The 25536-nt window shown below is 38.6% G+C and carries 24 protein-coding genes, 4 pseudogenes and 1 riboswitch; of the genes and pseudogenes, 25 read left to right on the top strand and 3 right to left on the bottom strand.

The features are described 5' to 3' along the window. The first annotated feature begins 170 nt into the window (after window positions 1-170). Window positions 171-314, top strand: a complete 144-nt coding sequence (locus DXB52_RS17190; RefSeq protein WP_472520100.1) for a hypothetical protein — start codon at window positions 171-173, stop codon at window positions 312-314. Then, a pseudogene (locus DXB52_RS17185) lies at window positions 286-441 on the top strand (transposase); the annotation flags it as partial. The gene DXB52_RS17190 and the pseudogene DXB52_RS17185, both read left to right, overlap by 29 nt. A gap of 147 nt (window positions 442-588) precedes the next feature. Here the strand turns inward: DXB52_RS17185 and DXB52_RS17180 are convergent. Continuing rightward, window positions 589-876 (bottom strand): hypothetical protein, encoded by a 288-nt coding sequence (locus DXB52_RS17180; RefSeq protein ID WP_472520096.1) that lies wholly within the window; start codon window positions 874-876, stop codon window positions 589-591. Between the two features lie 289 nt (window positions 877-1165). Here DXB52_RS17180 and DXB52_RS10895 point away from each other — a divergent pair, with 289 nt between their 5' ends. The 15 genes and pseudogenes from DXB52_RS10895 to DXB52_RS10815 all read left to right on the top strand — a co-directional run bounded on the left by DXB52_RS10895 (window position 1166) and on the right by DXB52_RS10815 (window position 14719). After that, window positions 1166-1759 (top strand): type IV toxin-antitoxin system AbiEi family antitoxin domain-containing protein, encoded by a 594-nt coding sequence (locus DXB52_RS10895; protein ID WP_118107315.1) that lies wholly within the window; start codon window positions 1166-1168, stop codon window positions 1757-1759. 125 nt (window positions 1760-1884) lie between these two features. Then, window positions 1885-2382: pseudogene (locus tag DXB52_RS10890) on the top strand (nucleotidyl transferase AbiEii/AbiGii toxin family protein); the annotation flags it as partial. Window positions 2383-2448: 66 nt separating this feature from the next. Next, window positions 2449-2967 carry an LlaJI family restriction endonuclease gene (locus DXB52_RS10885; RefSeq protein ID WP_117579251.1) on the top strand — a complete coding sequence of 173 codons (519 nt, stop codon included), beginning with the start codon at window positions 2449-2451 and terminating at the stop codon, window positions 2965-2967. Between the two features lie 117 nt (window positions 2968-3084). Continuing rightward, window positions 3085-5460 carry a DUF262 domain-containing protein gene (locus tag DXB52_RS10880; protein WP_118107313.1) on the top strand — a complete coding sequence of 792 codons (2376 nt, stop codon included), beginning with the start codon at window positions 3085-3087 and terminating at the stop codon, window positions 5458-5460. 110 nt (window positions 5461-5570) lie between these two features. Next, window positions 5571-5846: pseudogene (locus DXB52_RS10875) on the top strand (cell filamentation protein Fic); the annotation flags it as partial. A 323-nt stretch (window positions 5847-6169) separates the two neighbouring features. Continuing rightward, window positions 6170-6478 carry a type II toxin-antitoxin system RelB/DinJ family antitoxin gene (locus DXB52_RS10865; RefSeq protein ID WP_117579252.1) on the top strand — a complete coding sequence of 103 codons (309 nt, stop codon included), beginning with the start codon at window positions 6170-6172 and terminating at the stop codon, window positions 6476-6478. Between the two features lie 46 nt (window positions 6479-6524). Beyond that, window positions 6525-6806, top strand: coding sequence for a type II toxin-antitoxin system RelE/ParE family toxin (locus DXB52_RS10860; protein ID WP_472520099.1), 282 nt, complete (start codon window positions 6525-6527; stop codon window positions 6804-6806). Between the two features lie 464 nt (window positions 6807-7270). Next, window positions 7271-7492, top strand: coding sequence for a hypothetical protein (locus DXB52_RS17175; RefSeq protein WP_227158914.1), 222 nt, complete (start codon window positions 7271-7273; stop codon window positions 7490-7492). 62 nt (window positions 7493-7554) lie between these two features. Then, on the top strand, window positions 7555-8430 hold the full coding sequence (locus tag DXB52_RS10850) for a YitT family protein (RefSeq protein WP_181966500.1): 876 nt from the start codon (window positions 7555-7557) through the stop codon (window positions 8428-8430). A 92-nt stretch (window positions 8431-8522) separates the two neighbouring features. Then, window positions 8523-9317 (top strand): 7beta-hydroxysteroid dehydrogenase, encoded by a 795-nt coding sequence (locus DXB52_RS10845; RefSeq protein ID WP_117542507.1) that lies wholly within the window; start codon window positions 8523-8525, stop codon window positions 9315-9317. A gap of 457 nt (window positions 9318-9774) precedes the next feature. After that, a complete protein-coding gene (locus DXB52_RS10840; protein ID WP_117579254.1) occupies window positions 9775-10638 on the top strand; it encodes a transporter substrate-binding domain-containing protein in 864 nt (287 codons plus the stop codon). A 1-nt stretch (window position 10639) separates the two neighbouring features. After that, window positions 10640-11299, top strand: coding sequence for an amino acid ABC transporter permease (locus DXB52_RS10835; protein WP_117579255.1), 660 nt, complete (start codon window positions 10640-10642; stop codon window positions 11297-11299). Window positions 11300-11303: 4 nt separating this feature from the next. Next, a complete protein-coding gene (locus tag DXB52_RS10830) occupies window positions 11304-11972 on the top strand; it encodes an amino acid ABC transporter permease (protein WP_252255953.1) in 669 nt (222 codons plus the stop codon). 1 nt (window position 11973) lies between these two features. Continuing rightward, window positions 11974-12722 (top strand): annotated as a pseudogene (locus DXB52_RS10825) (amino acid ABC transporter ATP-binding protein). Between the two features lie 53 nt (window positions 12723-12775). After that, a riboswitch (Lysine riboswitch) is annotated at window positions 12776-12944 on the top strand. A gap of 140 nt (window positions 12945-13084) precedes the next feature. Then, on the top strand, window positions 13085-14719 hold the full coding sequence (locus tag DXB52_RS10815; protein WP_118107311.1) for a Na+/H+ antiporter NhaC family protein: 1635 nt from the start codon (window positions 13085-13087) through the stop codon (window positions 14717-14719). A 120-nt stretch (window positions 14720-14839) separates the two neighbouring features. Here the strand turns inward: DXB52_RS10815 and DXB52_RS10810 are convergent, their stop codons facing one another. Continuing rightward, complete coding sequence (locus tag DXB52_RS10810) at window positions 14840-15715, bottom strand: phosphoribosylaminoimidazolesuccinocarboxamide synthase (RefSeq protein ID WP_015528795.1); 876 nt, start codon at window positions 15713-15715, stop codon at window positions 14840-14842. Between the two features lie 427 nt (window positions 15716-16142). Here DXB52_RS10810 and DXB52_RS10805 point away from each other — a divergent pair, with 427 nt between their 5' ends. The 8 genes from DXB52_RS10805 (at window position 16143) to tsf (ending at window position 24356) form a co-directional block, all read left to right on the top strand. Then, window positions 16143-16976, top strand: coding sequence for a pyridoxamine kinase (locus DXB52_RS10805; protein ID WP_118107309.1), 834 nt, complete (start codon window positions 16143-16145; stop codon window positions 16974-16976). A gap of 24 nt (window positions 16977-17000) precedes the next feature. Beyond that, window positions 17001-17351: an Hpt domain-containing protein gene (locus DXB52_RS10800; protein ID WP_118107307.1), complete on the top strand. Its 351-nt coding sequence runs from the start codon at window positions 17001-17003 to the stop codon at window positions 17349-17351. Continuing rightward, window positions 17345-17620 carry a hypothetical protein gene (locus tag DXB52_RS16180; RefSeq protein ID WP_181983024.1) on the top strand — a complete coding sequence of 92 codons (276 nt, stop codon included), beginning with the start codon at window positions 17345-17347 and terminating at the stop codon, window positions 17618-17620. Before DXB52_RS10800 ends, DXB52_RS16180 begins: the two co-directional genes overlap by 7 nt. Before the next feature lie 41 nt (window positions 17621-17661). After that, window positions 17662-18129: an ABC transporter ATP-binding protein gene (locus DXB52_RS17170; protein ID WP_472520095.1), complete on the top strand. Its 468-nt coding sequence runs from the start codon at window positions 17662-17664 to the stop codon at window positions 18127-18129. Then, entirely contained in the window at window positions 18099-21311 is a 3213-nt protein-coding gene (locus DXB52_RS10795) for an ABC transporter permease (protein WP_472520094.1), read from the top strand. The genes DXB52_RS17170 and DXB52_RS10795 overlap by 31 nt, the downstream gene beginning before the upstream one ends. Window positions 21312-21327: 16 nt before the next feature. Further along, a complete protein-coding gene (locus tag DXB52_RS10790) occupies window positions 21328-22272 on the top strand; it encodes an AEC family transporter (RefSeq protein ID WP_118107305.1) in 945 nt (314 codons plus the stop codon). 268 nt (window positions 22273-22540) lie between these two features. Next, on the top strand, window positions 22541-23290 hold the full coding sequence (rpsB, locus tag DXB52_RS10785) for a 30S ribosomal protein S2 (RefSeq protein ID WP_015528801.1): 750 nt from the start codon (window positions 22541-22543) through the stop codon (window positions 23288-23290). A gap of 127 nt (window positions 23291-23417) precedes the next feature. After that, window positions 23418-24356, top strand: coding sequence for a translation elongation factor Ts (tsf, locus tag DXB52_RS10780; RefSeq protein ID WP_118107303.1), 939 nt, complete (start codon window positions 23418-23420; stop codon window positions 24354-24356). A gap of 287 nt (window positions 24357-24643) precedes the next feature. Here the strand turns inward: tsf and DXB52_RS10775 are convergent, their stop codons facing one another. After that, a complete protein-coding gene (locus tag DXB52_RS10775) occupies window positions 24644-25408 on the bottom strand; it encodes an EFR1 family ferrodoxin (protein WP_118107301.1) in 765 nt (254 codons plus the stop codon). Window positions 25409-25536 lie beyond the last annotated feature (128 nt).

The following is a 25536-nucleotide window of genomic DNA, read 5'->3' as shown; positions in this document are numbered from 1 at the left end:
CAACACCATAGTTAAAGTTGGAATATAAGTTGTAGATTTGTATACGAGACCCGTACGCACGGTTCAATGGGAGGGGCGAGAAAAGATATTCTTCCTCTCCCTATTAAATAACTAAACACTAGGCGTTTGCGAAACTCCAAACACCGCATAAATACGGCATTTAACTCACTTTGGCAGAAGTTTTTGAAGATTGCCAAAATAAATTCGACAACGACAAATATCAGTTTCTTTCTCTTCTTGATGAAGCCATCAACCTTGATGAAATTGTTCCTGTTTCTTTTGTTTCTCCAGCGTATTTTTTCAATCCCGACTGACACGCTCCTGATTGTGTTTTTGAAATACTCTCAGGAACTTCGTAATTTCTGCGGCTTTGATGTTGTACCAGATGGTTCAAAATTCACTCACTTTAAACAGGATTTCTTGGCGGACTTACAATCTATGTTGCCCGGTACGTGTCTGCCTCTGAATAAAATACTGATGCCAGCTGGAAGAGAGTGTTCATATCTGATATTTATTTTAATGGCAGAGTACAGTATTTATCCAGTTTGCTTCTGGTTGTAAACAAAATCTGGCAGCGATATTTTAATACTACTGATAGAAAGAAATCAGTTTTGCAAGAAATAGCAGTCTTGAACTGGCTGGTTTATATAAAGGAGTCAGATTTTTCTTTTTCGCATCTGAGATGCTGTCATCCTGAATGAATAAAGTGTAAATATCCTGTATAGCCATATTACAGTCAGACATCAGTGGAAGAAGATTCTGGTAGATGGTATGGGCTAATTTTTCCTGATTGGATGGCTTGGAATAGTAAGCAGATATTTTAGGACTGATTTTAGCCTGACCAGTCATCCAGCGGCAAACCAGACCGTTGTCCATTGAAAATCCTGATTTGCCGGATCATTCATAAAATCTTCAAATAATTCGTATAAAAAATCAGGCTGACTCATTTGATTACTTTCGCTGATATGATTTTTTAAACAAGTGCTAATAGAAGAAAAATCGCACCGATTCAATTTCTATTCAATGTGGTTTTCCGGCAGGTTCTGTAAAATAAGCTCAGATTATCTTTTACTTCTGCAAGCATATAAGGATTGTGTTTATTTTTACGCTTAAATATAATATAATTTAAGCACAAAAGTAAATATCAAGGATAAGGAGGACAACTATGTCAACATCAGATATTTTGGAATTGCTAATTGAAAAAGACAATGGATATTTGATTACATCGAAGGCCGTTGAATCAGGTGTATCAAAGCCATCTGTCTCAAAATACGTCAGAGAGCATGATATGGAAAAAGTGGCACATGGCATTTATATCTTAGATAATGTGTGGCTAGATGAGTTGTTTGTACTCCAGCAACGAAATAAGAATATTATTTATTCGGGCGAGACCGCCCTTTATTTGCATGGTCTTATCGACAGAGAATACAGTCATATTTGTTTCACTGTTCCTACCGGGTATAATGCAACACATATCAAAAAGAAAAACAAAGAAGTTCGTTACGCAACCCCAGAGATTCTTGATATGGGGACCTGTGAAATTCCGTCAAGCAGCGGTAATTTGGTTAAAGTATATGACAAGGAAAGATGTATTTGTGATTTGATTAAAGATCGAAAGAAATATGAAATTCAGTTATATCAGACAGCAATCAAGGAATATATGTCCTCGAAGGAAAAGAATCTTTCAAGATTGATTGAGTATGCGGTTAAACTTGGAGTAAGGGATGAAGTGATGATGTATGTGGAGGTAATGATATGATTTATACAGCGAAACAACTTAAAGACAAAGTAAAAAACATGTCCGGCGGGAATAGTGAAGTTGCGTAAGCACTAATTAGAACATATTTTATGGAAAGGTTCTTATAAAGAGTTTCTGTTTCTGAATACAGGAATAATTTTATTTTGAAAGGCGGAATGCCTGTTGCTTCTATTGTCGGTGTAGACATGAGAGCTACAATGGATATCGATACCACTGTGAAAGCATTACCTCTTAATGAGAAGGATGCTAGAGCAATCATTGAGAGAATCGGTGAGCTTCAGCTTGAAGATGGGGTAAACTTTAGGATTACATCAGTAAAAGAAATCATGGAAGAATTTGATTATCCTGGCATTAGGATGATGATAGAAGCTAATTTGGAACGAATGAGACAACCTTTTAAGATCGATATTTCTACGGATGATGCAATCACGCCAGGTGCAGTGGAGTATAAATACAAGCTTATGTTTGAAGACAGATCAATTTCAGTTTTGTCGTATAATCTTGAAACTCTTCTTGCAGAAAAGATGCAGACGATTTTGGCAAGGATGCAAGTATTGAAACATGGCAGGAATTTTATACCACTGTTGAAAATATGCAAGATTCAGAAATGCAAATACATTTAACGGAATTCACTGATACAAGTCGAGTATAGCTTCAACCTGGTATGGGAAAAAAATTGTGTAGAAATTATGGATAATCAGTTAGATGTCCCTCTTGGCATTTTAAAATTGCCTGTGCCATTGAAAGAAGATTATAACAGAAGACAGAAGCTGATTGAATTAATCGAGAAACCATTGTGGACGATTACCGGAAAGTGTGCAAAAGATACATTGATACCAGATTTAGTTTCTATTTGTAAGGTTAATGAACAGCATCAATTTATTATATTTGATGCAAAATATTATAATGCCCATTTGGAAAAGGGAATTGTTCCGACAGGACAGCCCGGCATAGAATCTATTACCAAACAGTATCTTTACCAATTGGCATATCAACGGTTTATTGAAGACCATAAATTCTCTTCTGTAAAGAACTGTTTTCTACTTCCAACAGAAAACAATGAGATAGAGGATAAGGGTGAAGTTCGAATGGAGATGCTTTCTAATTTGGGACTTCAAGATATAAAAATTAGGTTGATTCCTGCAACAATGGCATATGATTTGTATCTTTCAGGAAGTAAAATGGATATGGAAAGATTGGATTTATAATAATCCAACTAGGAGACAATTTGGTTGAAGATAATACTTAATTACAAATCGTATTATGAAGTGTTTAAACTCGGTGTCAAAGACAATGAATAAATAAGATATTGTGAGGAACTGCAAATGAAAGCTAATAGAATGTGGCTCTTTTCCGATGTTCTAGAGAAGAACAAAAGAGTTTTTAAAGTACCTGTTTACCAAAGAAATTATGATTGGACAAACATACAGTGTGAAAAACTGTTCCAAGATATCATGAAAGCCGGAGAAAACAATCGACAGCATTTTACTGGAACAGTTGTGTATATTGATGATGTCAACGGTGGCAGCGGACTAAATGAAGTTTTAATCATTGATGGTCAGCAGAGAATTACTACAATGTATATTCTTCTTAAGGCTCTTTACGATGCATCTAAAGGGGTGTCGGCAAGAATTGAGGATGAAGTTCAAGAGGTAATGTTTAATCGACATTGCGATGAAAAATACAAAGTAAAATTAAAACCAGTAAAAACGGATAATGAGCAATTGATGCTCCTAATAAAAGATAAAGTAGATAAAATGGACAGAAATTCAAATGTTTATAAAAACTACGTGATCTTTAAAAATCTTATAGAAGAAACCGTTGCCAATGGACATGAGCTTAATGATATCTTAGAGGGAATTAAGAAGCTTGAAATTGTAGAGATTATTTTGGATAAGCTTCAAGGAGACGAGCCTCAGAAAATTTTTGAGTCCATCAACTCCACGGGACTGGAACTTTCGCTTGCGGATCTGATTAGAAATTATTTGCTGATGGATGATGAAAACCAAGATGAACTTTATGAGGAATACTGGCTCGAAATCGAAAAAAATGTTGGATACCGTAATCTTGGGGATTTTGTAATCAATTTCTTGAATTCTCAGATAACTGGATCAGTCAACAGTAAGAATGCATATCGCCTGTTTAAGGAACACTGCCAGAACAATGGTCTTAGCCATAAAGATGTGCTTACTGCTCTTAGAGGAACATCAAAATATTATGGTGCGTTTATTGGAGAAATTGAATGCTATAGTGCAAGAGTGACTAAATATCTGAATGCATTTAATATGATAAAACAGACAACTGTTTTGCCATTATTATTTAGGGTATTTGATGACTATGAGGCGAGAAATATTGATGAGAATACATTATGTAGCGTGTTGGAATGCCTGCTTACTTATTTTGTAAGAACGAATGCCTGTGAGATTAACAAGAATATGGCAAAATTCATGAAGTCGCTCTATGACAGGGTAATTGATGGTAATTATGAACACTACTATGAGCGCTTTGTGATGTTCCTTAATGATATCCGTGCTAACGATAGAATGCCTACTGATAAGGAATTTAGAGAAGCACTAATCTATAGACCTCTATATAAAAAGAACATCTGTAAATATCTGCTGTCTGTAATTGAGAATTCAACGAAGGAGCATATTGATGTCAGCAATTTAACGATTGAGCATATTCTTCCTCAGAAGGAAAATGCAGCAGTATGGAAAAAAGAGGTTGGAGCGGATTACGGTCGTGTATATGAAACATATCTTCATACTCTTGGAAACTTGACAATCACAGGACATAACAGCGAACTTGGAACTAAGGCTTTCGAAGAGAAAAAGAAGATAATCAGGCAAAATTCTAAGGCCAATATTCTCAACAGAGAAGTGCTGTCGGCTGATACATGGACGGAAAAATCTATTTTACATAGAGCAAAGATATTGGCGGATATCCTAATAGAAGAATTTAAGTACATTGAAATTCATTCGGATACCAATGAAAGTACAGAATTAACCTTTGATGTGAATAGCAATTTCGATTTCTCCAATACAAAACCAGGAGAAATGATATTTGTTGGAGAGCATACGAAAGTTTCTAGTTGGGCAGATTTATTGGCAAAGACGATGAATACGGCATTTGATCTTGATGCTGAAACCATAACGGATCTTGCAACAAAGGATTATTCTATTCCGTATGCGACTCGAATTTATATTTCCAATGATGAAAGAAAGATTCGTAAACCAAAGCAGATAGATAATAGCGGTATCTATTTTGAAGCAAACTTATCAGCTAATGGAATCATTTCTTTTATAAAAGATTTGTTAGCGAAACTGCAGTTAGATACTGATGATTTTAGCTTTTCTTTATCAGAGGTGCCGTTTGATATTGATAACGAAGATACCTGGGCAGAGGGTTTAATTCCAGTAGCAAAACTATTTTATAATTTTGTTGAAAATTTGGTGGAAAAAGGATTGATTGATTCTGCTGAATTAGAAAATTTAAAAACCAAGGAATATACCAAGAACCTTTTCCAAGCTACAGATTATCCAGCAATTGCAAATAGTAGAACAGATAATATGGGTAATTCTCTCCAAAAGAGATATAGAGCAAAGGCCATCAATTTCAATGGAACGGATATCTATGTATCAACACAGTTCTTTGATTCAGACAGGGATGCGGTAATTGATTGGTATAGAAGTCATTTGTAATATTTGTATCATCTGAGGGAACTATAAGCGTTGTCATGGACGAGGAGAGTATACAGCAATTCGTTTATTGTTTATTATAGAGTGATTTATCGAAGAAGGAAGCATCCTATTTGAAAAAGAAAAAAGATGAAATAACCATCCGTTCCAGCGCAGCAGAATACCTGACCTATGTTGCATCTGTCGGCAATCAGCAGGACAGTATTGAGATGCGCTATGAGGATGAGAATATATGGCTGACACAGAAGATGATGGCCACATTGTACGATGTCGGCACTAACACTATAAATTATCATATTAAGAAAATATTCGAGGATAGCGAACTACAGAAGGATTTAGTTATTCGAAAATTTCGAATAACTGCCGCCGACGGAAAAAACTACAGCACTGGGCAGAACATTTAGATAGGATTCTGACAATGAGCGGTGAACAGCTTTTAGATTGCCTGAATTCAATAAAAAAATTGGAGAAGAAAACAGATAAAAAACAGTGAGATCATCATCGGAATTAGTGGTCTGGTATTTCTGGGCTTTTTGTAAGGTTGGTATCATCAAAGAAGCCTTGCGGAAAGCTCGGTTTTATTATATGGAAATATATCTACTTTTGGGTTTAACCGGAGTATGAACAATTTGTAAAATGTTGATTTTGTATTGCTTTTGTCCGGACGAATAAATATAATATAGTTAGAAAAAATTCGAAAGGAGTATTTACTATGGCAACAAAATCAGCAAATTTATACGTGCGCATTGAGCCTGATGTAAAAGAACAGGCAGAAGGAATCTTAGCAGCATTAGGAATTCCTGCATCCAATGCAATAAATATGTTTTACAAACAAATTATTCTTCAAGGAGGACTTCCTTTCGAAGTGAAAATGCCATCCGCTCGTCCTGTAGACGTTAGTGCATTATCAGAAGCACAGATGAATGCAGAACTAGAGAAAGGATATGCAGATATGCAGGCTGGTCATACTAGATCAGCAAAATCTGTTTTTGCTGATATCCGCAAGGATTACAATTTATGATTTATGATATCGTGATTTCAGATCAGGCCGAGATAGACCTCGTGGAATCTTCGAATACATTGCTTTTGAACTGCAGGCACCAGAAAATGCAAGTGGTCAGCTTGATAGGCTTGAAGCATGTATTATGGATCTTGATCATATGCCGAAGAGATATCGACAATATGAATTGGAACCATGGAAAAGTCGAGGGTTACGCGTAGCACCAGTAGACAATTATCTTGTTCTATATATTCCGGATGATGATACACAAGTGGTTACGATTATCCGTGTTATGTACGGTGGACGAGATGTGAATACGCAATTAAACAGATTTACAAAAACAAAATAATTTGAAAGTATCAATCAGAAATGGTTGGTGCTTTTTTCATATATTAGGAAAGTTCGTGTTTAAAGCAGAAGTAAAAAAATGCCTCATAAAAAAGAGGCATAGGAAATAGACGATTGTTAGAAAAGATAAAATCCTTCTTCACTAAAATCGTCATCATCATCAAATTCATGAAGAAAATAGTCCATATCCAAAAGGTCATTGTCACTCATGAGTTTGATATCATGGGCACTCATACCTTCAGGAGGACGAATCCTATGCTTTCTCGTGGTTTCCTCATATAGATCTTGCAAGGAGACGGGGCGATGATTGTAATAAATTTTAAGAAGCTTTTACATAATGGAGCAGAAGAACATGACCCAGCTGGAACTGTCGAGAAGAACCGGGATTGCAACAAGCAACATCAGTGACTGAAAAAGAAAAAGACGAATCCAAAAGCAAATTATCTGTTATCCATATGTGACGTATTGGATATTACACCGGAACAGCTTTTGACGGGTAAAGGAATTGATCCGGAATATAAAGATGCAGATATGGATTATGAAGTTACCAGGTCAAATATTAAGATATTGAAGCAGATTCATAGTCTTGGAGATGATCAGTATAAAAGACTGATGGCGTATATGAAGGCATTGCAGAAACTGGAACAAATGCATGTTACCTATATGGGCTGGAAATATGTCTACTAATATGGTATGATTTAGAAATCGAAACTGATTGACAAAATTATAACGAAAAAGGAGCGCTTAAAATGAGACAGACCCAGAAACCTCGAATTGTAAATCTTTTGATGCTTACGGTTGCCGGAATGATAAACGCTTTTGGCATTACACTTTTTATGACACCGGTAAAATTGTATGACAGTGGTATCTCAGGAACATCTATGTTACTCGAACAGATAACACCCTCGTGCTTATCATTGTCATTATTCTTGCTGATTCTGAATATTCCATTATTTCTTGTTGGATTAAAGAAGCAGGGTGGACTTTTTACATTTTATGCAATCTACACAGTTGGAATCTATTCTTTGTTTGCATGGCTGATAACAAATATATTTCCAATTGATGTCAGTATTGCTTCGCCGCTTGCGGGAACAGATTTACTGCTATGTGCGCTGTTTGGAGGTGTGATCTCCGGAATTGGAAGTGGTCTTGCGATTCGCTATGGCGGTGCGATGGACGGTATCGAAGTAATGGCAGTTATTTTTGCAAAACGTGCAGGTGTTACGGTAGGAACATTTGTTATGGTATATAATATTATTTTATATGTCATTTGTGGCTGTGTGCTTGAGAGCTGGGTACTTCCATTGTATTCTATCGTTGCTTATTCTGCTGCATTGAAGACAGTTGACTTTATAGTGGAAGGTATTGACAGGGCAAAATGTGCGGTAATCGTGACAGAGTGGCCGCATGAGATTTGCAAAGCATTGACAGAAACATTTGGAAGCGGTATTACGCGTGTCAGCGCCAAAGGCGGATACTCCAATCGCGATAAAGCAATGTTGTACTTTGTGGTGAACAGATATCAGGTGATTCGAATGAAAGATATTGTTCATGACATTGATCCAACAGCGTTTATTATTATTAGTGAGGTGGCTGACATCTTTTCTAGTAATAATAACGAATAATGTTGAAAAATACTATTTCTGATTGTTATTTTTAATAATATATGTTATATTATATTTCGGTTTTTAAATCGGCAAATTAGGAGGAAAAAGTAATGACTTTAAGAGAAAAGTATGGTGAATGGGGTATTATTCTTGGAGCAACAGAAGGTGTTGGAAAGGCATTTGCAGAGAAGATAGCATCCGAGGGAATGAGTGTTGTTTTGGTAGGTCGAAGAGAAGAGAAACTTCAGGAACTTGGAAAGAACATCAGTGAAACATATGGTGTAGATCATATGGTTATCCGTGCTGATTTTGCGCAGTCTGACTGCACAGACAAGATTTTTGAGGCGACAAAAGATCTTGACATGGGATTTATGAGCTATGTTGCTTGTTTCCATACATTTGGAAAACTGCAGGACACTCCATGGGAGAAGCATGAGCAGATGATTAATGTTAATGTTATGACATTCTTGAAATGTTTCTATCATTATATGGGAATCTTTGCAAAGCAGGATCGTGGAGCTGTAATCAATGTATCTTCTTTGACAGCAATCAGCAGTTCACCATATAACGCACAGTATGGAGCAGGCAAGTCTTATATTAAGAAACTGACAGAGGCTGTGGCAGCAGAGTGTGAGAGCACCAATGTAGACGTCGAAGTTATTACATTGGGAACAACAATCACTCCAAGTCTGTTAAGCAATCTTCCGGGAGGACCGGCAGGAGAAGCTGTTATGAAAGCAGCTATGACACCGGAAGCTTGTGTAGAGGAAGCGTTTGACAATCTTGGAAAATCTCTTTCTGTTATTGCAGGTGAGCACAACAAAGCGAATGTTCATAATTGGCAAGCGAATAAAACAGATGATGAATATATCCGTTATATGGGTTCCTTCTATTCTAACAACTAAAATCTTAGAAAATAGTAGATATAAAAAAGAAATGAAAGTGATAGCTGTTGATGTAAAATTATTGACAGCTATCACTTTTGCAATCTTTTTTTGGATTGTTTTGTCTGTTATCGGTCAGGCTTGACAAAAAGGATTCAACCTTATATAGTCGTTCTAAATAGAACGTTAAAAGGAGGGGCAGATATGTTTTTCTGGGATCAGCATAAGACAATTACAAGTTGTTATGAGATGAAGAACACTTTTATTGATTGCCGGTGTTGACATTTACAAAAAACTATTTGTCCTACCATAAATTAATAGAAGTTTAATAAAAATGTAGAAATATAATGGGAATAAAGGCTCTTTTTCGGTAATATTCTGAAAAGAGTCTTTTTTTCTAAAAAAATATAATACCTATTGACATAGTAGGTTTATAGGAATATAATCCAATTCATGAACTGAAAGGAGAATCGAGAAGATGAAAAAGAATTTATTCAAAAAGTTAGTAACAGGAGTTTTAGCTACATCATTAGGAGTAGTTGCTTTAACAGGATGCGGAGCCGAAAAGACATCCGATAAAGGAAATCAGGCTTATCGAACATTAGATGAAATCAAAGAAAGTGGTGAGATTAATATTGGAGTTTTCTCTGATAAAAATCCATTTGGTTATGTAGATGATAATGGGGATTATCAGGGTTATGATGTGTATTTTGCAGAACGTCTTGGAAAAGATCTTGGTGTGAAGATCAATTACGTGTCTACAGAAGCGGCAAATCGTGTTGAGTATTTAGAGACAGGGAAGGTGGATGTCGTTCTTGCTAATTTCACTGTTACAGACGAACGTGCTGAAAAAGTAGACTTTGCACTTCCATATATGAATGTAGCACTCGGTGTAGTATCTCATGAGGATCGTGTGATCACAAGTCTGGATCAGATTGGAGCAGATGACCAGGTAATTGTAATTTCAGGAACTACAGCAGAGACTTATTTGGAACAGAATGAACCGGACATTAAACTTCAGAAATTTGATACTTATGCAGCAGCAAAGACAGCATTTGAGAATGGAACAGGTGTTGCATGGGCGAACGATAACACAGAGGTTATTGCTTATGCGAAAGAGAATCCGGGATATGTAGTCGGAATTTCATCTCTTGGAGATCAGCAGAGTATTGCACCGGCTGTAACAAAAGGTAACAGCACATTACTTGACTGGATCAATGCTGAAATTGAGAGCCTTGGAGAAGAAAACTTCTTCCATGCAGATTATGAGGCAACACTGCTTGATACTTATGGTGCAGATTACGAAGATACATTAGTGATCGAAGGCGGTGCAACAAAATAACATGGATTTTGATGTAATAGTTGAGTATATGCCAATGTATGTCAAGGCATTTTTCCTGACAGTTAAAATAGGATGGATAGGAATTGTTTTATCACTGTTGATAGGAATTGTTGCAGCATTTATTTTGCATTTTAAAATTCCGGTTTTAGCACAGGCGGTTAAAGTGTATGTGGAAATCTTTCGAAACACACCACTTTTAGTCCAGCTATTCTTTATCTATTTTGGACTTCCAAAGGTTGGATTGTCTATATCCGCGGAAGTATGCGGAGCTGTGGGATTAGGGCTTTTAGGTGGAAGCTACATGGCAGAGAGTTTTCGAAGCGGGCTTGAGGCAGTGCCGGTGCTGCAAATGGAATCAGCACTGGCATTGGGGATGAACCGTTTGCAGATGTTTCGGTCGGTGATTCTTCCACAGGCATTTTCTATCAGTGTACCGGCGATTGTTGCAAATATCATCTTCTTATTAAAAGAAACCAGTGTGTTTTCAGCAATCAGCCTGATGGATCTGATGTTTACTGCAAAGGATCTGATCGGACAATATTATAATACAACAGAGTGTCTGGTTATGCTTGTAGGATTTTATATCATTATGCTGTTACCGGTTTCTGTTCTTGGAACCCTGGTTGAGCACAAAGCAAGATATCGTATGTTTGGAGATTGATAAGATGGGATTTGAGATTTTATTAAAAGGAAATAATATGATCCGGCTTTTGCAGGGAGTCTGGGTAGCACTTCGAATCAGCCTGATATCAGTTGTTCTCAGTATGGCATTCGGAATTTTACTAGGAATGATCATGACATCAAAAAACAGGATCATTCAGGCAGTTACCAGAGTTTATCTGGAGATCGTGCGTATCATGCCACAGCTGGTATTGTTATTCATTGTATATTTTGGAGCTACCAAGGCAATGGGAATCAATATGGACGCAGAAACCGCATCAATCATTGTATTTGTATTCTGGGGGACCGCAGAGATGGCAGATTTAGTCAGAGGATCTCTGCTTAGCGTTCCGAAGATTCAGTATGAGAGTAGCGAAGCGCTGGGGCTGGACCAGAGACAGACTTATCAATATGTGATCATTCCACAGATTATTCGACGGATGATTCCGCTTTCAATCAACTTGATCACTAGAATGATCAAGACAACAAGTCTTGTTATGATGATTGGAATCGTGGAGGTGCTCAAAGTAGGACAGCAGATTATAGAAGCAAACCGTAAGACTGCTCCAAATGCAGCATTTGCAATATTTGCAACGGTTTTTCTCCTGTATTTTATTGCTTGCTGGCCGATCAGCTGCCTTTCAAAATATCTTGAAAAACGATGGGAGAACTGATATGGATGAAATATTACACATCAAAAATCTAAGTAAATGCTATGGAGATACAAAAGTGTTGAAAAACATAAATATTTCTGTGAAAAAAGGAGAAGTGGTTGTAATTATCGGTCCTTCTGGATGTGGAAAAAGTACGCTGCTTCGCTGCCTGAATGGATTAGAAGAAATCCAGGAAGGAGAAGTTCTGCTGGACGATCAGGTTGTAAACCCAAATAAGAAAAATCTGAGTAAAAACCGAGAAAAAATCGGAATGGTATTCCAGAGTTATGATTTGTTCCCACATTTGACTATTTTGCAGAATGTGACGCTTGCTCCAATAAAAGTAAAAAAGAGAAATCGCAGAGAAGTAGAAAAAGAAGCTCTTGAATTGCTGGAACGTGTGGGGCTGCGCTCTAAAAAAGATGATTATCCGAGACAGCTTTCTGGTGGACAGAAACAAAGAGTGGCAATCGTACGTGCCTGATCATGCATCCGGAAGTATTACTTTTAGATGAGATTACGGCAGCATTGGACCCAGAGATGGTTAGAGAAGTACTTGACGTTGTTCTAGATCTGGCGAAAGAAGGAAGAACTATGGTCATCGTTACACATGAGATGCAGTTTGCAAAAGCAGTAGCGGATCGCGTTACTTTCCTGGAAGGTGGAAAGATTGTAGAAGAAGGAGATCCAAAGAAACTTTTTGAAAAACCTGAAACAGATCGCCTTCAGAGATTTTTACAGACATTTACATATGAAAAAGCTGTGAAATGAAAACTATTATAAAATAAGTCTAGCTTTTTTAAATAGAATGTGATAATATAGTGACGTTTGATAGAGGCGCGGTGATATGAGTACCCGCTGACGAGAGTCTTGGGAAGACTGTCAGTGAGAGAAAGGAGAAGCCGCCGAAGGAATGATATTCCCAGATATGATTCCTGGGCCGGATGTAGAAGATACGCCGGACTGTCACAGGTGTGGAGAGCTATCGATGACGCTAGAATTATTATGCCATGGGTGACTCACCAGCAGAGAGTGCCTATGGCATTTTTTGCGTTTAGAGAATCCCAGGCAAAACCCACTATGCTTACACACAAACTTAACAAACATAAGTTTACAGGAAAGGAAAAAAGGAAATGAGAAACAAAAGAAAAATGGGGTATGTGTTTCTGATGTTTCTGCTCATTCTGTGCTGTAGTTCAACAACAGTATTTGCCGCAGATACATCTGCCGAGTATGTACCTCAGCTCTATGCAACAATCTGGTCTCTGGTGCCACCGGTCGTTGCAATCGTACTGGCACTTATTACAAAGGAAGTTTACAGCTCCTTATTCGTTGGAATTTTGATCGGAGGTGCATTTTGGTCAGGATTTAAACCGGAAGCTACAATTTTACATGTATTTCAGGATGGAGTAGTGGGAGTACTTACAGATTCTTACAATATGGGTATTCTAGTATTTCTGGTAATTCTTGGTGTTATGGTATGTATGATGAATAAAGCCGGTGGTTCTGCAGCATTCGGACGCTGGGCGAAAGAGCATATCAAGACAAGAGCGGGTGCACAGCTTGCAACAATCGCACTTGGAGTGCTGATTTTTATTGATGATTATTTTAACTGCCTTACAGTTGGGAGCGTTATGCGTCCGGTAACAGACAGTCACAATGTATCCCGTGCGAAACTCGCATATCTGATCGATGCTACAGCAGCGCCAATCTGCATTATTGCACCGATTTCTTCCTGGGCAGCAGCAGTAACAGGATTTGTGAAAGGGGAGGATGGATTTTCAATTTTTATTCGTGCAATCCCATATAACTATTATGCAATTCTTACAATTATAATGATGGTAACACTGGTTCTTGCAAAAGAAGATTATGGCCCGATGAAGGCGCATGAGAAAAATGCGATTGAAGGAGATCTTTTTACAACAGGAGACAGACCATTTGAAAATGCAACAGAAAATGCTATTTACAATAAGGGGAAGGTAATTGATCTTGTGTTCCCAATCTTGTCACTTATTGTATGCTGTGTAATAGGAATGATCTACTCCGGTGGTTTCTTCTCAGGAACAGGCTTTGTAGAGGCTTTTTCCGGAAGTGATGCATCTGTTGGACTGATGCTTGGAAGTTTCTTCGCAATGGTAATTACAATCGTTTTTTATGCAGTAAGAAAAGTTCTTCGTTTTTCGGATTCTATGGCTTGTATTCCGGAAGGATTTAAGGCAATGGTTCCGGCTATCCTGATTCTTACATTTGCATGGACACTGAAAGCGATGACGGACAGCCTTGGAGCAGCTCCGTTCGTGGCTTCTGTAATGAATTCAGCAGCAGGCGGACTGATGAACCTTCTTCCGGCAATCATCTTCCTTGTAGGATGCTTTCTTGCATTTGCAACAGGTACTTCCTGGGGAACGTTCGGAATTCTGATTCCAATCGTAGTTGCAGTATTCCAAGGTACGAACGAGACAATGATGATCATCTCGATCTCAGCTTGTATGGCCGGAGCAGTTTGCGGAGATCATTGTTCACCTATTTCAGATACAACAATCATGGCATCCGCAGGAGCGCAGTGTAATCATGTAAATCATGTATCCACGCAGCTTCCATATGCAATGACTGTAGCAGCAGTTTCCTGTATTACATATGTGATCGCAGGTATCTTGCAGAATGCAGTCATCTGTCTCGTGATCGGAATTGCTCTGCAGATTGGAGTTCTGCTTGCAATCAAAGCAATCACAAAAGATCACACAGATAGGGTGAAAACAACAAACTAAAAACCAGAGAGAAAGCGAGGAGTTGATCCTCGTTTTCTTTTTACAGAAATGTAGTAAAAAAAGGACGAAATGAAAAGCTTGTTAAGCGGTTCATTTCGTCCCTATTTGTTTTATGAAATCTTATTTATCCAGATCTTTTCCTGTCAGCATCTTATATGCCTGAAGGTATTTCTCAATCGTCTTATCTACAATTTCCTGTGGAAGTGTCCAGTCGTTGTCTGGATTTGCTTTCAGCCAGTCACGGGCAAACTGTTTGTCAAAAGATGGCTGTCCATGTCCGGCTTCATAACCGTCAGCAGGCCAGAAACGGGAACTGTCAGGAGTGAGCATCTCATCTCCAATTACCATATTTCCATTTTCATCAAGTCCGAACTCAAATTTTGTATCTGCAATAATGATACCTTTGCTCAGAGCATATTCGGCACATTTCTTATAGAGAGCAATTGTGTTGTCGCGAAGTTTCTCAGCGAGTTCACGTCCTCTTCCAGGATAATATTTTTCAAGGTGATCAACGCTCTGCTCGAATGAAATGTTCTCATCGTGATCTCCGATTTCAGCCTTTGTGGAAGGTGTATAGATTGGTTCAGGAAGTTTGTCAGATTCCTTTAATCCTTCCGGAAGTGTGATTCCACAAACAGTTCCGTTTTCTTTATAGCTTTCCCAGCCACTTCCAGTGATATAACCACGAACGATACACTCGATTGGAAGCATTTCGAGTTTCTTACACATCATAGATTTTCCATCATATTTCTCCTGCTGGAAGAACTCCGGCATATCTTTCACATCAACAGAGAGCATGTGGTTAGGAAGAATGTCTTCTGTCAGATCAAACCAGAATTTGGACATCTGAGTCAGGACAGTTCCTTTCTTTGTAACTTCATTGTTGAGAATCACGTCAAAGCAGCTGATGCGGTCTGTAGCAACCATGATTAAGCTGTCTCCATTATCATAAATTTCACGAACTTTACCTTCTTTGATTGGTTTTAATTCCTGCATTTTTTCACCTCATAGAATTTTCTTAGAATTTACAACGTAACCGTACACTTTTTAGGGGAAACTGTCAAGCGGGGGGAAAACGTGTCCGGAGAGGTGTGAAAAATCTTTGAAGAAAGAAAATTGTGGATAATTGTGTTTTTTGCATAAAAATAGCAGGAAAATAAAAACTTGGATTGTTTAATACGTTGAGTGAAAAGTGAAAAAAATAGAATGTTTTTGAGGTATCATAAACAAATCAGATATTATTTAATAAGAAATATCATAAACAAATCAGATATTATTTAATAAGAAATTATTATAGTAGAAAAAGCAATCACACAGAAGTTGGAAGAGAATAGTAAAAAAGAAATATTGACATCTATGACATATTGTAATTAAATTAAATTAGTGTGTGTCTATTTATATATAGAAGAAACGAGGGAATAGAATGATGCAGAATCATAATCAACAGAAAAAAATTGCGCTGATCAATGACTTTACAGGTTTTGGCAGATGCTCAATTGCGGTACAGATGCCGATTATTTCAATGCTGAAAGTTCAGTGTTGTGCAGTGCCTACCTCGATTTTTTCAAATCATACTGCATATGAGGATTATTATTTTACAGATTATACATCAAATATGGAAGCATATATTGAACAATGGAAGAATCTGGATCTGAAGTTTGAAGGAATTTGTAGCGGTTTTTTGGGGTCAGCAGAACAGATTCGGATCGTCAGTGAGTTTATCCAGTATTTTAGAGACGAGAATACAGTGGCTGTGATCGACCCGGTGATGGGAGATAACGGTGAGGCATATTCGACCTATACGGAAGAAATGTGCAGACAGATGATTCGATTGGTCCGTTATGCGGATGTAGTTGTTCCCAATGTGACAGAGGCATGTATCCTGACAGGAACGCCGTATAAGGAACGGTGGACAACGAGAGAGCTGGCAAAGATGGCAGAACAGATTGTGCAGACCGGACCGGAAAAAGTTGTGATTACAGGAATTCCACAGAAGACGTATGTATCCAACTTGTGTTTCGAAAAAGGTAAAGGGTACGAGATGATCCGCACACATAAAGTAGGACATTCCAGATGTGGCACAGGAGATATTTTCTCAGCAATTATTGCAGCAGATGCGGTCAATGGAGTGGAATTTACAAAATCTGTTCGAAAGGCATCCGCATTTATAAAGAAGTGCATACAAAAGTCTATTGAAATGGAAATTCCGTTGACAGATGGAGTCTGTTTTGAAGAATTGATGGGACTATTGAAATAAAAGAAAATTAAGGAGTAAACAAAAATGAATTTAGAAGAATGCTATGAGGCAATGGAAAGCAACTATGATGATGTGATGAGAAGGCTTGGAAGTGAAACACTGGTCCGTAAATTTGTATTGAAGTTTTTGGATGATACAAGTTTCCGGGGATTAAAAGAAGGACTTGAAAATCAGGATGCAGAACTCGCATTCCGAAGTGCACATACATTGAAAGGCGTGTGCATGAATCTTGGATTTACAAAGTTATTCGAGGTCAGCTCAGCATTAACAGAAGAGCTTCGAGACAAAGAAATCAAAGAAAACACTACAGAGATGTTTGAAGAAGTAGAACGAGAATATACCCGAACAATAGAAGCAATTAAAGGATTATGTTAAGAAGAAGACAATTGAAAAAATATAAATTTTTTCTGCCAGTAGAAATTTATCTGCTGGCAGTTTTTATAGTTGCACCACTTGCAGCGTATACTCCTTCAGCAAGGCCTGTATCAACGGAAACAACAGGTTTTTTATATGTTTTCATGATAAATTCCTTCAATGCTCTCGTGTATTACATACTATCTAACCACATTATGGAAAAATGTATAGAAATCAAGAAAAAACCTTATAAAGTGAATGACAATTCACCCAAGCAGGGTGTAGAATAGTAAAATAATGGCTGAATAGTGATTGGAAAAGGAGAGAAGTCATGCTTCAGATACAACATATTTGCAAGGAATATCGAACAGGTAATCTGATACAGAAAGCATTGGATGATGTCAGTCTGAATCTCAGAGATAATGAATTTGTTGCTATTCTGGGACCGAGCGGTTCGGGAAAGACAACGCTTTTGAATATCATTGGCGGTTTGGATCGGTATGACAGCGGAGACCTGATCATCAATGGAATATCAACGAAGAAATATAAGGACAGAGACTGGGATTCTTATCGTAATCATACGATAGGATTTGTTTTCCAGAGTTATAATCTGATTCCGCATCAGACTGTTCTGGCAAATGTTGAACTGGCACTTACGATTTCGGGGATTGGCAAGTCCGAGAGAAGGAAACGTGCGACAGAAGCGCTTGAAAAGGTTGGACTAGGTGCGCAGCTTCACAAGCGCCCAAGTCAGATGTCCGGAGGCAGATGCAGCGTGTTGCGATTGCCCGGGCATTAGTGAATGATCCGGATATCCTGCTTGCAGATGAACCGACAGGTGCACTGGACAGTGATACAAGTGTGCAGGTCATGGATCTTCTTCAGGAAGTAGCGAAAGACCGACTGGTGGTTATGGTTACACATAATCCGGAGCTTGCAGAGCAGTATGCGACAAGAATTGTTACATTAAAAGATGGTGTGATCCGTTCAGATACAGATCCGTTTGAAGTAGATGAAACGGTGATGGGAGTGGCAGAACACAGGAATATGGGGAAATCCTCGATGTCATTTCTGACAGCATTAGCTTTGAGTTTTAACAATCTGAAGACAAAGAAGGCACGAACGCTTTTGACTTCATTTGCAGGCTCAATCGGAATTATCGGAATTGCATTAATTCTGTCTCTATCTACAGGTGTGAATCAATATATTCAGAACGTAGAGGAAGAGACGCTTTCAGAATATCCGCTGCAGATACAAAGTACAGGCTTTGATCTGACATCCATGATGGTTGGGATGGACAGTGCTTCTGCGGATGATAAAAAAACAGACAAAGAGAAGTCAGATACAAAGAAAAAGTCAAAGGATCAGGTTAAAGTAATTCAGATGGTGACGAATATGTTTTCCACAATGGATTCAAATGACCTTGGTGCTTTGAAGAAGTATCTTGATACTGGTAAGAGTGGAGTGGAACAATATACGAATGCTATAGAATATAAGTACAGCATTTCTCCGCAGATTTATAAAGAAAATAAAGACAGTATCCGTCAGGTGAATCCAGATCAATCCTTTTCAGCTATGGGATTGGGTTCTTCTATAAGTACGAATAGCATGATGTCATCTATGATGAGTACAGATGTTTTTTATGAGATGCCGGAGAGCAGTAAACTTTATGAAAATCAGTATGAAGTGGAAAAGGGTCATTGGCCAAAAAAATATAATGAATGTGTTGTGGTTCTGACTTCGAATGGCGGAATGAGTGATTTTATGCTTTATACATTGGGACTTCGTGATCCGCTGGAGCTTGATGAGATGATCCAGTCATTTATGAAAGAGGAAAATGTTACTACACCGGATGATCTGGGAACCTATTCTTATGATGATATTATCGGAACAAAGTTCAAGCTTGTGAACAGTTCTGAGTATTATGAATATGATAGTCAGTATCAGGTTTGGAAAGATAAGACGGATAATGAAGATTATATGAAATCACTTGTAGCGAATGGGGAAGATCTTACCGTGGTTGGTATTGTGAAACCCGCTGAAGATGCGAAAGCCTCCTCTCTGAGTCCGGGAATTGCATATCCGACATCATTGACGAAACATGTGGCAGAACAGGCAGCAAAAAGTGAGATTGTGAAACAACAGCTGACAAATCCGGATGTTAATGTATTTACAAATAAAAAATTCGGAGAGAAAGACAGTGAAAATGGATTCGCCATGGATTCTTTATTTACGGTTGACGAAGCAGCACTACAGAAAGCATTTGGATTTGACGCAAGTGCGATGAACAATTTAGGAAATTCTCTGGATTTTGGGAATTCGTTAAATCTCAGTGAATCTATGAATTTGTCAAAAGCATTTCAGACAGGAAGTAATACGCTGGATCTGTCGGGACTTGTGAATCCAGATTCTCTGAACTTAGATCTTTCCGGAATGCCGCAGATGAATCTGGGAGAGATCGTTTCGAATCTGGATCTGAAGGTATCACCGGATGGTATGAAACAGATGGCTTGTGGACTGCTGACGGGATATCAGGAGTATGCAAAGACACATCCAGAGGCAGATTATTCAGGTCTTGGAGAGAATTTTACAGCATTTCTTAAGACAGATGCAGCAAAAAAGATTATTTCTGACAATATAAAAGATATCATGAAATCAAGCGGAATTGTGACGATTACAACTGAGAAAATACAGGAATTGATCAAAAATATTATGGCCGGATACGAACAGTATATTACGGAAAAAGGATATACAGATCCGGATCAATTTGATGAATATTTGATGGAATATCTTCAGACGGATGAAGCGAAGAAAATAATTTCAGATTGGATGTCAGAAGTTATGCCGGAAGATCCGAAGATTGAGATAACACCGGAACAGCTTGAGAAACTATCAGATGACCTTGTGAAAGGCTATTTGGCATATGCTTCAGAGAATGGTCTTCCGGATCCGTCTAAGATGGGAGAACATTTCATGGCTTATCTGCAAACAGATGATGGAAAGAAGCAGTTTCAGGAAGGTCTGTCAGCAATGATCGATATGGATCAGCTGGAAAGCCAGGTGTCAAAAATCATCGGAAACTATATGAATCAGGCAATGGGGACTATGGGAAATGCGATAGGTCAGGCACTTGAGACACAGGTGTCCTCTGCAATGACACAGATTATCGGTCAGATGACAACTGGGCTTGAATCTGCAATGAAACAGATGATGACCAACGTAGGAACGCAGCTTCAGAACAGCCTCGGAAATGCAATGCAGATTGATCCGACAGCATTTGCAGACGCATTTCAGATGAATATGACGGAAGATGATCTGGCAGAGCTTATGATGTCGATGAGTGGGAAAGGCTTGGCTTCTTATGATAGTAATCTGCAGAAACTGGGATATGTAGATTTTGCAGTCCCGTCTGCTATTAACATATATCCAAAGGATTTTGAAGGAAAGGAACAAGTAGTAAAGATTCTGGATGATTATAATAGCAGGATGGAGGCAGAAGGGAAGGATGAGCAGGTCATTACTTATACCGATGTAGTTGGAACTTTAATGTCCTCTGTCACAACAATCGTAGATACGATCAGTTATGTGTTGATTGCATTTGTAGCGATTTCTCTTGTGGTATCATCCATCATGATTGGTGTTATTACCTACATCAGTGTGCTTGAGCGGAAGAAGGAAATTGGAATATTAAGAGCAATCGGTGCGTCGAAGCGAAATGTATCACAGGTGTTTAATGCAGAGACGTTTATTATCGGACTTTGTGCAGGGGTGATCGGAATCGGACTAACCTTGTTACTTCTGATTCCGGGAAATGCGATTATTCACAATGTGGCGGATAATGCGAAGGTAAATGCAGTTCTGCCGATTGTTCCGGCAATCATACTGATTTTATTAAGTGTTGTCCTTACATTACTTGGTGGACTGATCCCATCAAAGAAAGCAGCAAAGAGTGATCCTGTGACAGCGCTTCGTACAGAGTAGGGAATTGGTGAGAAGAATGGAAAATTTAGTTTTTAGTCTGAATGCAACCGTACCGATCTTTTTGATGATGGTACTGGGAATGCTGTTCAGAAAGCTTGGCTGGATGGATGAAGAGTTTGCAGCAAAGATGAATAAATTTGTCTTTCTGATTCCATTGCCGGTATTGTTGTTTGGTGACCTGGCAAAGGTTGATTTTAAAGAAGTGTGGAATATCAAATTTGTGATTTTCTGCTTTGTAGTAACATTTATCTGTATTACAATTGCTGCACTGGTATCTTGCATCTGGAAAGACCGTTCAATCCAGGGGGAATTTATACAGGCTTCTTACCGGAGCAGCGCAGCACTTCTTGGAATTGCATTTATCCAGAATATTTATGGAAATGCAGGGATGGCGCCACTTATGATCATTGGAAGTGTACCACTTTATAATGTGATGGCAGTTATCGTGTTATCCTTTTTCCATCCGGAACGAAAAGCAATTGATAAAGCTGTATGGATGAAAACGTTAAAGGGAATCGTAACCAATCCAATCATCATTGGAATCGTGGCTGGTCTGATCTGGTCAGCCTGCAAGATCCCAATGCCGGTAATTCTTAATAAAACGGTGACAAGTATTGGAGGAATGTCCACACCAATGGGGCTGATGGCAATGGGAGCTACCTTTGATTTTAGGAAAGCACTTGGAAAGATCAAACCGGCTGTGACAGCAACAATTATGAAGTTGGTTGTATTTGTGGCAATTTTTCTTCCGATTGCTGTGAAACTGGGATTCCGTCAGGAAGAACTGATTGCAATCCTTGTAATGCTTGGATCCGCAACAACAGTAAGCAGTTTTGTTATGGCAAAGAATATGAGACATGAAGGAGTTTTATCATCAAGTGTAGTGATGCTGACAACATTGTTCAGTGCATTCACGTTGACAGGATGGCTGTATGTGCTGAAAGCGTTTCAGCTGGTATAGGAATAGGAAATTCACATCTTGTTGCGTAGGAGGATAAAAATGGCTGTTGGTCGCACATAGTACGAACAATAACAAAAAATGTTGAAAAATGGGGGTGTTGTGGGAAAAAGTTCTTGCAACGTCCCTTGTTTTATGCTATACTACGAACGTTGCTAAAAAACACGTATGTGGATTCCTTCCAAGGTGCCTAAGTCGAGACAGGAGTTTCGTCCGGTTGCGAAGGAGAGTAAAACATACGGAAGAAAAAAACCAAATGGAGGAGAATAACATGAGCGTTATTTCAATGAAGCAGTTATTGGAAGCAGGTGTTCATTTTGGACATCAGACAAGAAGATGGAACCCTAAGATGGCTCCATACATCTACACAGAGAGAAATGGTATCTACATCATCGACCTGCAGAAATCTGTAGGAATGGTTGACGATGCATATAAGGCTGTTTCTGACATCGCTGCAGAAGGCGGTACAGTTCTTTTCGTAGGAACAAAGAAACAGGCACAGGATGCAATCAAAGCTGAGGCTGAGCGTTGCGGAATGTATTATGTAAACGAGAGATGGCTTGGAGGAATGCTTACAAACTTCAAGACAATCCAGAGCCGTATCAAACGTCTGAAAGACATCGAGAGAATGGCAGAAGATGGAACATTCGAAGTACTTCCGAAGAAAGAAGTTATCGAAATTAAAAAAGAGTGGACAAAGCTTGAGAAGAACCTTGGCGGAATCAAAGACATGAAGAAACTGCCAGACGCTATCTTCATCGTAGATCCTAAGAAAGAAAGAATCTGTGTACAGGAAGCACACACACTCGGAATTCCGCTGATCGGTATCTGTGATACAAACTGTGATCCAGAAGAACTGGATTACGTAATCCCAGGTAATGATGATGCAATCAGAGCTGTAAAACTGATCGTTTCTAAGATGGCAGACGCTGTTATCGAAGCAAACCAGGGTGCAGCTGAGGATGAGTATTACGAGGAGGCTGCAGAAGCAGCTGAAGCTGAAGAGGCTGTAGAAGAGTAATATCAGTTCTTGATATGAAAGAAAATGCTTCAGCCTGATTATCAGGTTGAAGCATTTTACTTTATAGAAATAGTTCTATAGAGAAAAGCATATGTTACTGCTTACAGTGACATACACATTATGAATAATGGAGGAAAATTATCATGCAATCACAGCAGGAATGGTAAAAGAGTTAAGAGAAATGACAGGCGCTGGAATGATGGACTGTAAAAAAGCGCTTGCTGAGACAAACGGAGATATGGACGCAGCTGTAGAGTTCCTTAGAAAGAACGGACAGGCTAAAGCTGAGAAAAAAGCTGGAAGAATCGCTGCAGAAGGTATCGTTAAGACAGTTGTTAAAGATGATAAAGTTGCTGCAATCGTAGAAGTAAACTCTGAGACAGACTTCGTTGCAAAGAACGACGAGTTCCAGGGATTCGTAGAAGCAGTTGCTAACCAGGTAGTAGATTCAGAAGCAGCTGATCTTGATGCATTTATGGCAGAGGCTTGGGAAGCTGATACAACAAAGACTGTAAAAGATGCTCTCGTAGAGAAGATCGCAGTTATCGGAGAGAACCTGAACATCAGAAGATTCGAGAAAGTTGCAGCAGACAACGGTGTGGTTGTTCCTTACATCCACGGTGGCGGACGTATCGGTGTTCTTGTTGTTGCTGATACAGATGTTGTTAATGACGAGATCAAAGCAGCACTGAAGAACGTAGCTATGCAGGTAGCAGCTATGTCTCCGAAGTATGTATCCCGTGAGGAAGTATCTCAGGATTACCTTGATCACGAGAAAGAAATCCTTCTTGCTCAGGCTAAGAAAGAGAACCCGGAGAAACCGGAAAACATCATCGAGAAGATGATCATCGGACGTCTGAACAAAGAGCTCAAAGAGATCTGTCTGCTTGATCAGGTATACGTTCAGGACAGCGATCTTACAGTAGGAAAATACGTTGATAAGGTAGCAAAAGAGAACGGTGCAAACGTTAAAGTTACAAAATTTGTTCGTTTCGAGACTGGTGAAGGAATCGAAAAGAAAGTTGACGACTTCGCAGCAGAAGTTGCAGCTCAGGCTGGAATGTAAGCGTCTAGCACAAGCACGGCGTATATAAAAAGAAATCCTCGACGCAAGTTTACTTGTGATCGAGGATTTCTTTTTATATGCATCGTGCGACGCACGTATAGCGAGATGAAGCGAAGCGGAATCGAGCTAAGCGTGCTTGTGCGGATGATTTGATTATGCAATATAAAGAAGGTGACAAGGGGGAAAAGAGGATTAAATAGACAGAGAATAAAATTTGAAAATCGGAGAATTGAGGGGATTACGGTTTGTGGATCGTAATTCCCTCAATTACATTTGAAGGTGATTGTTTATAAAAATAATTCGTTTTCTTTTCGATTAAAACAGACTTTTTTTAACTTTTTTGAGGCAACAGATAGTAGCAGTGGATTTAGTTTACGTGCATGTCTAGGACAGATATTGACACAATGCATACAGGAAATACACTTGTTCTTATCAGTTACTTTAGGATTATCAGTTGGAATTGCATTTACTGGACATTCTTTTGCACATAATCCGCAAGAGCTACAGGATTTTGTAGCATGAGGGATAAGTGGAATCTTACCATATTCGCGATACGGTCTGTTACCTGGAACCTGTACTGGAAGAACATTTTCTTTTACTGTTTCTTTCATCTTTTCCTTTATTTTTTTTGCAAAGGAAGAAAGATCTGTTAGATCATTCTGATCAGGTCTTCCGTTTGCAAATTGATGCATAATGGAATGCTCTGCCACCGCTGCAATAGCTGCTAGACAAGTAAAGTCTTTTTTAACTAGAGTATCTTCAAGTTCAATTAATGTATCTTCATAAGCACGGTTTCCGTATACTACAACTAAGATTGTATTGGTCTTAGTTCCATTAAATTCTTTTATTTTCTCTAATGCGATAGCGGGAACGCGTCCACCAAAGGAAGGAACTCCGATGATACAGAGATCTTCTTTGGAAAAATCATTTGTTAGATTCATAGTTCGTTCGCATAAATTAATGGTCTGATAATCACCAAATTGTTCAGCTATAAATTTAACTGTTTTTTCAGTTCTGCCGGTGGGGCTAAAGTAAATGGCATATATACTCATAAGTTAATCTCCTTGGTTAAATATTTTAGCAAATAGAAATATACTGCTTATTTTGAAGTCTAGAAAGTATTCTAGAATTTTTTTTGAGGATTTGCAACTCTCTTTTGAAAAATAGTTCATAGTTGAAT

The organism is Ruminococcus sp. OM04-4AA, assembly GCF_003462585.1.
GTDB classification, from domain to species: Bacteria; Bacillota; Clostridia; order Lachnospirales; family Lachnospiraceae; genus Mediterraneibacter; species Mediterraneibacter faecis.
Note: the sequence above shows the minus strand (reverse complement) of the source record. Positions and strands in the feature narration are given on the sequence as shown.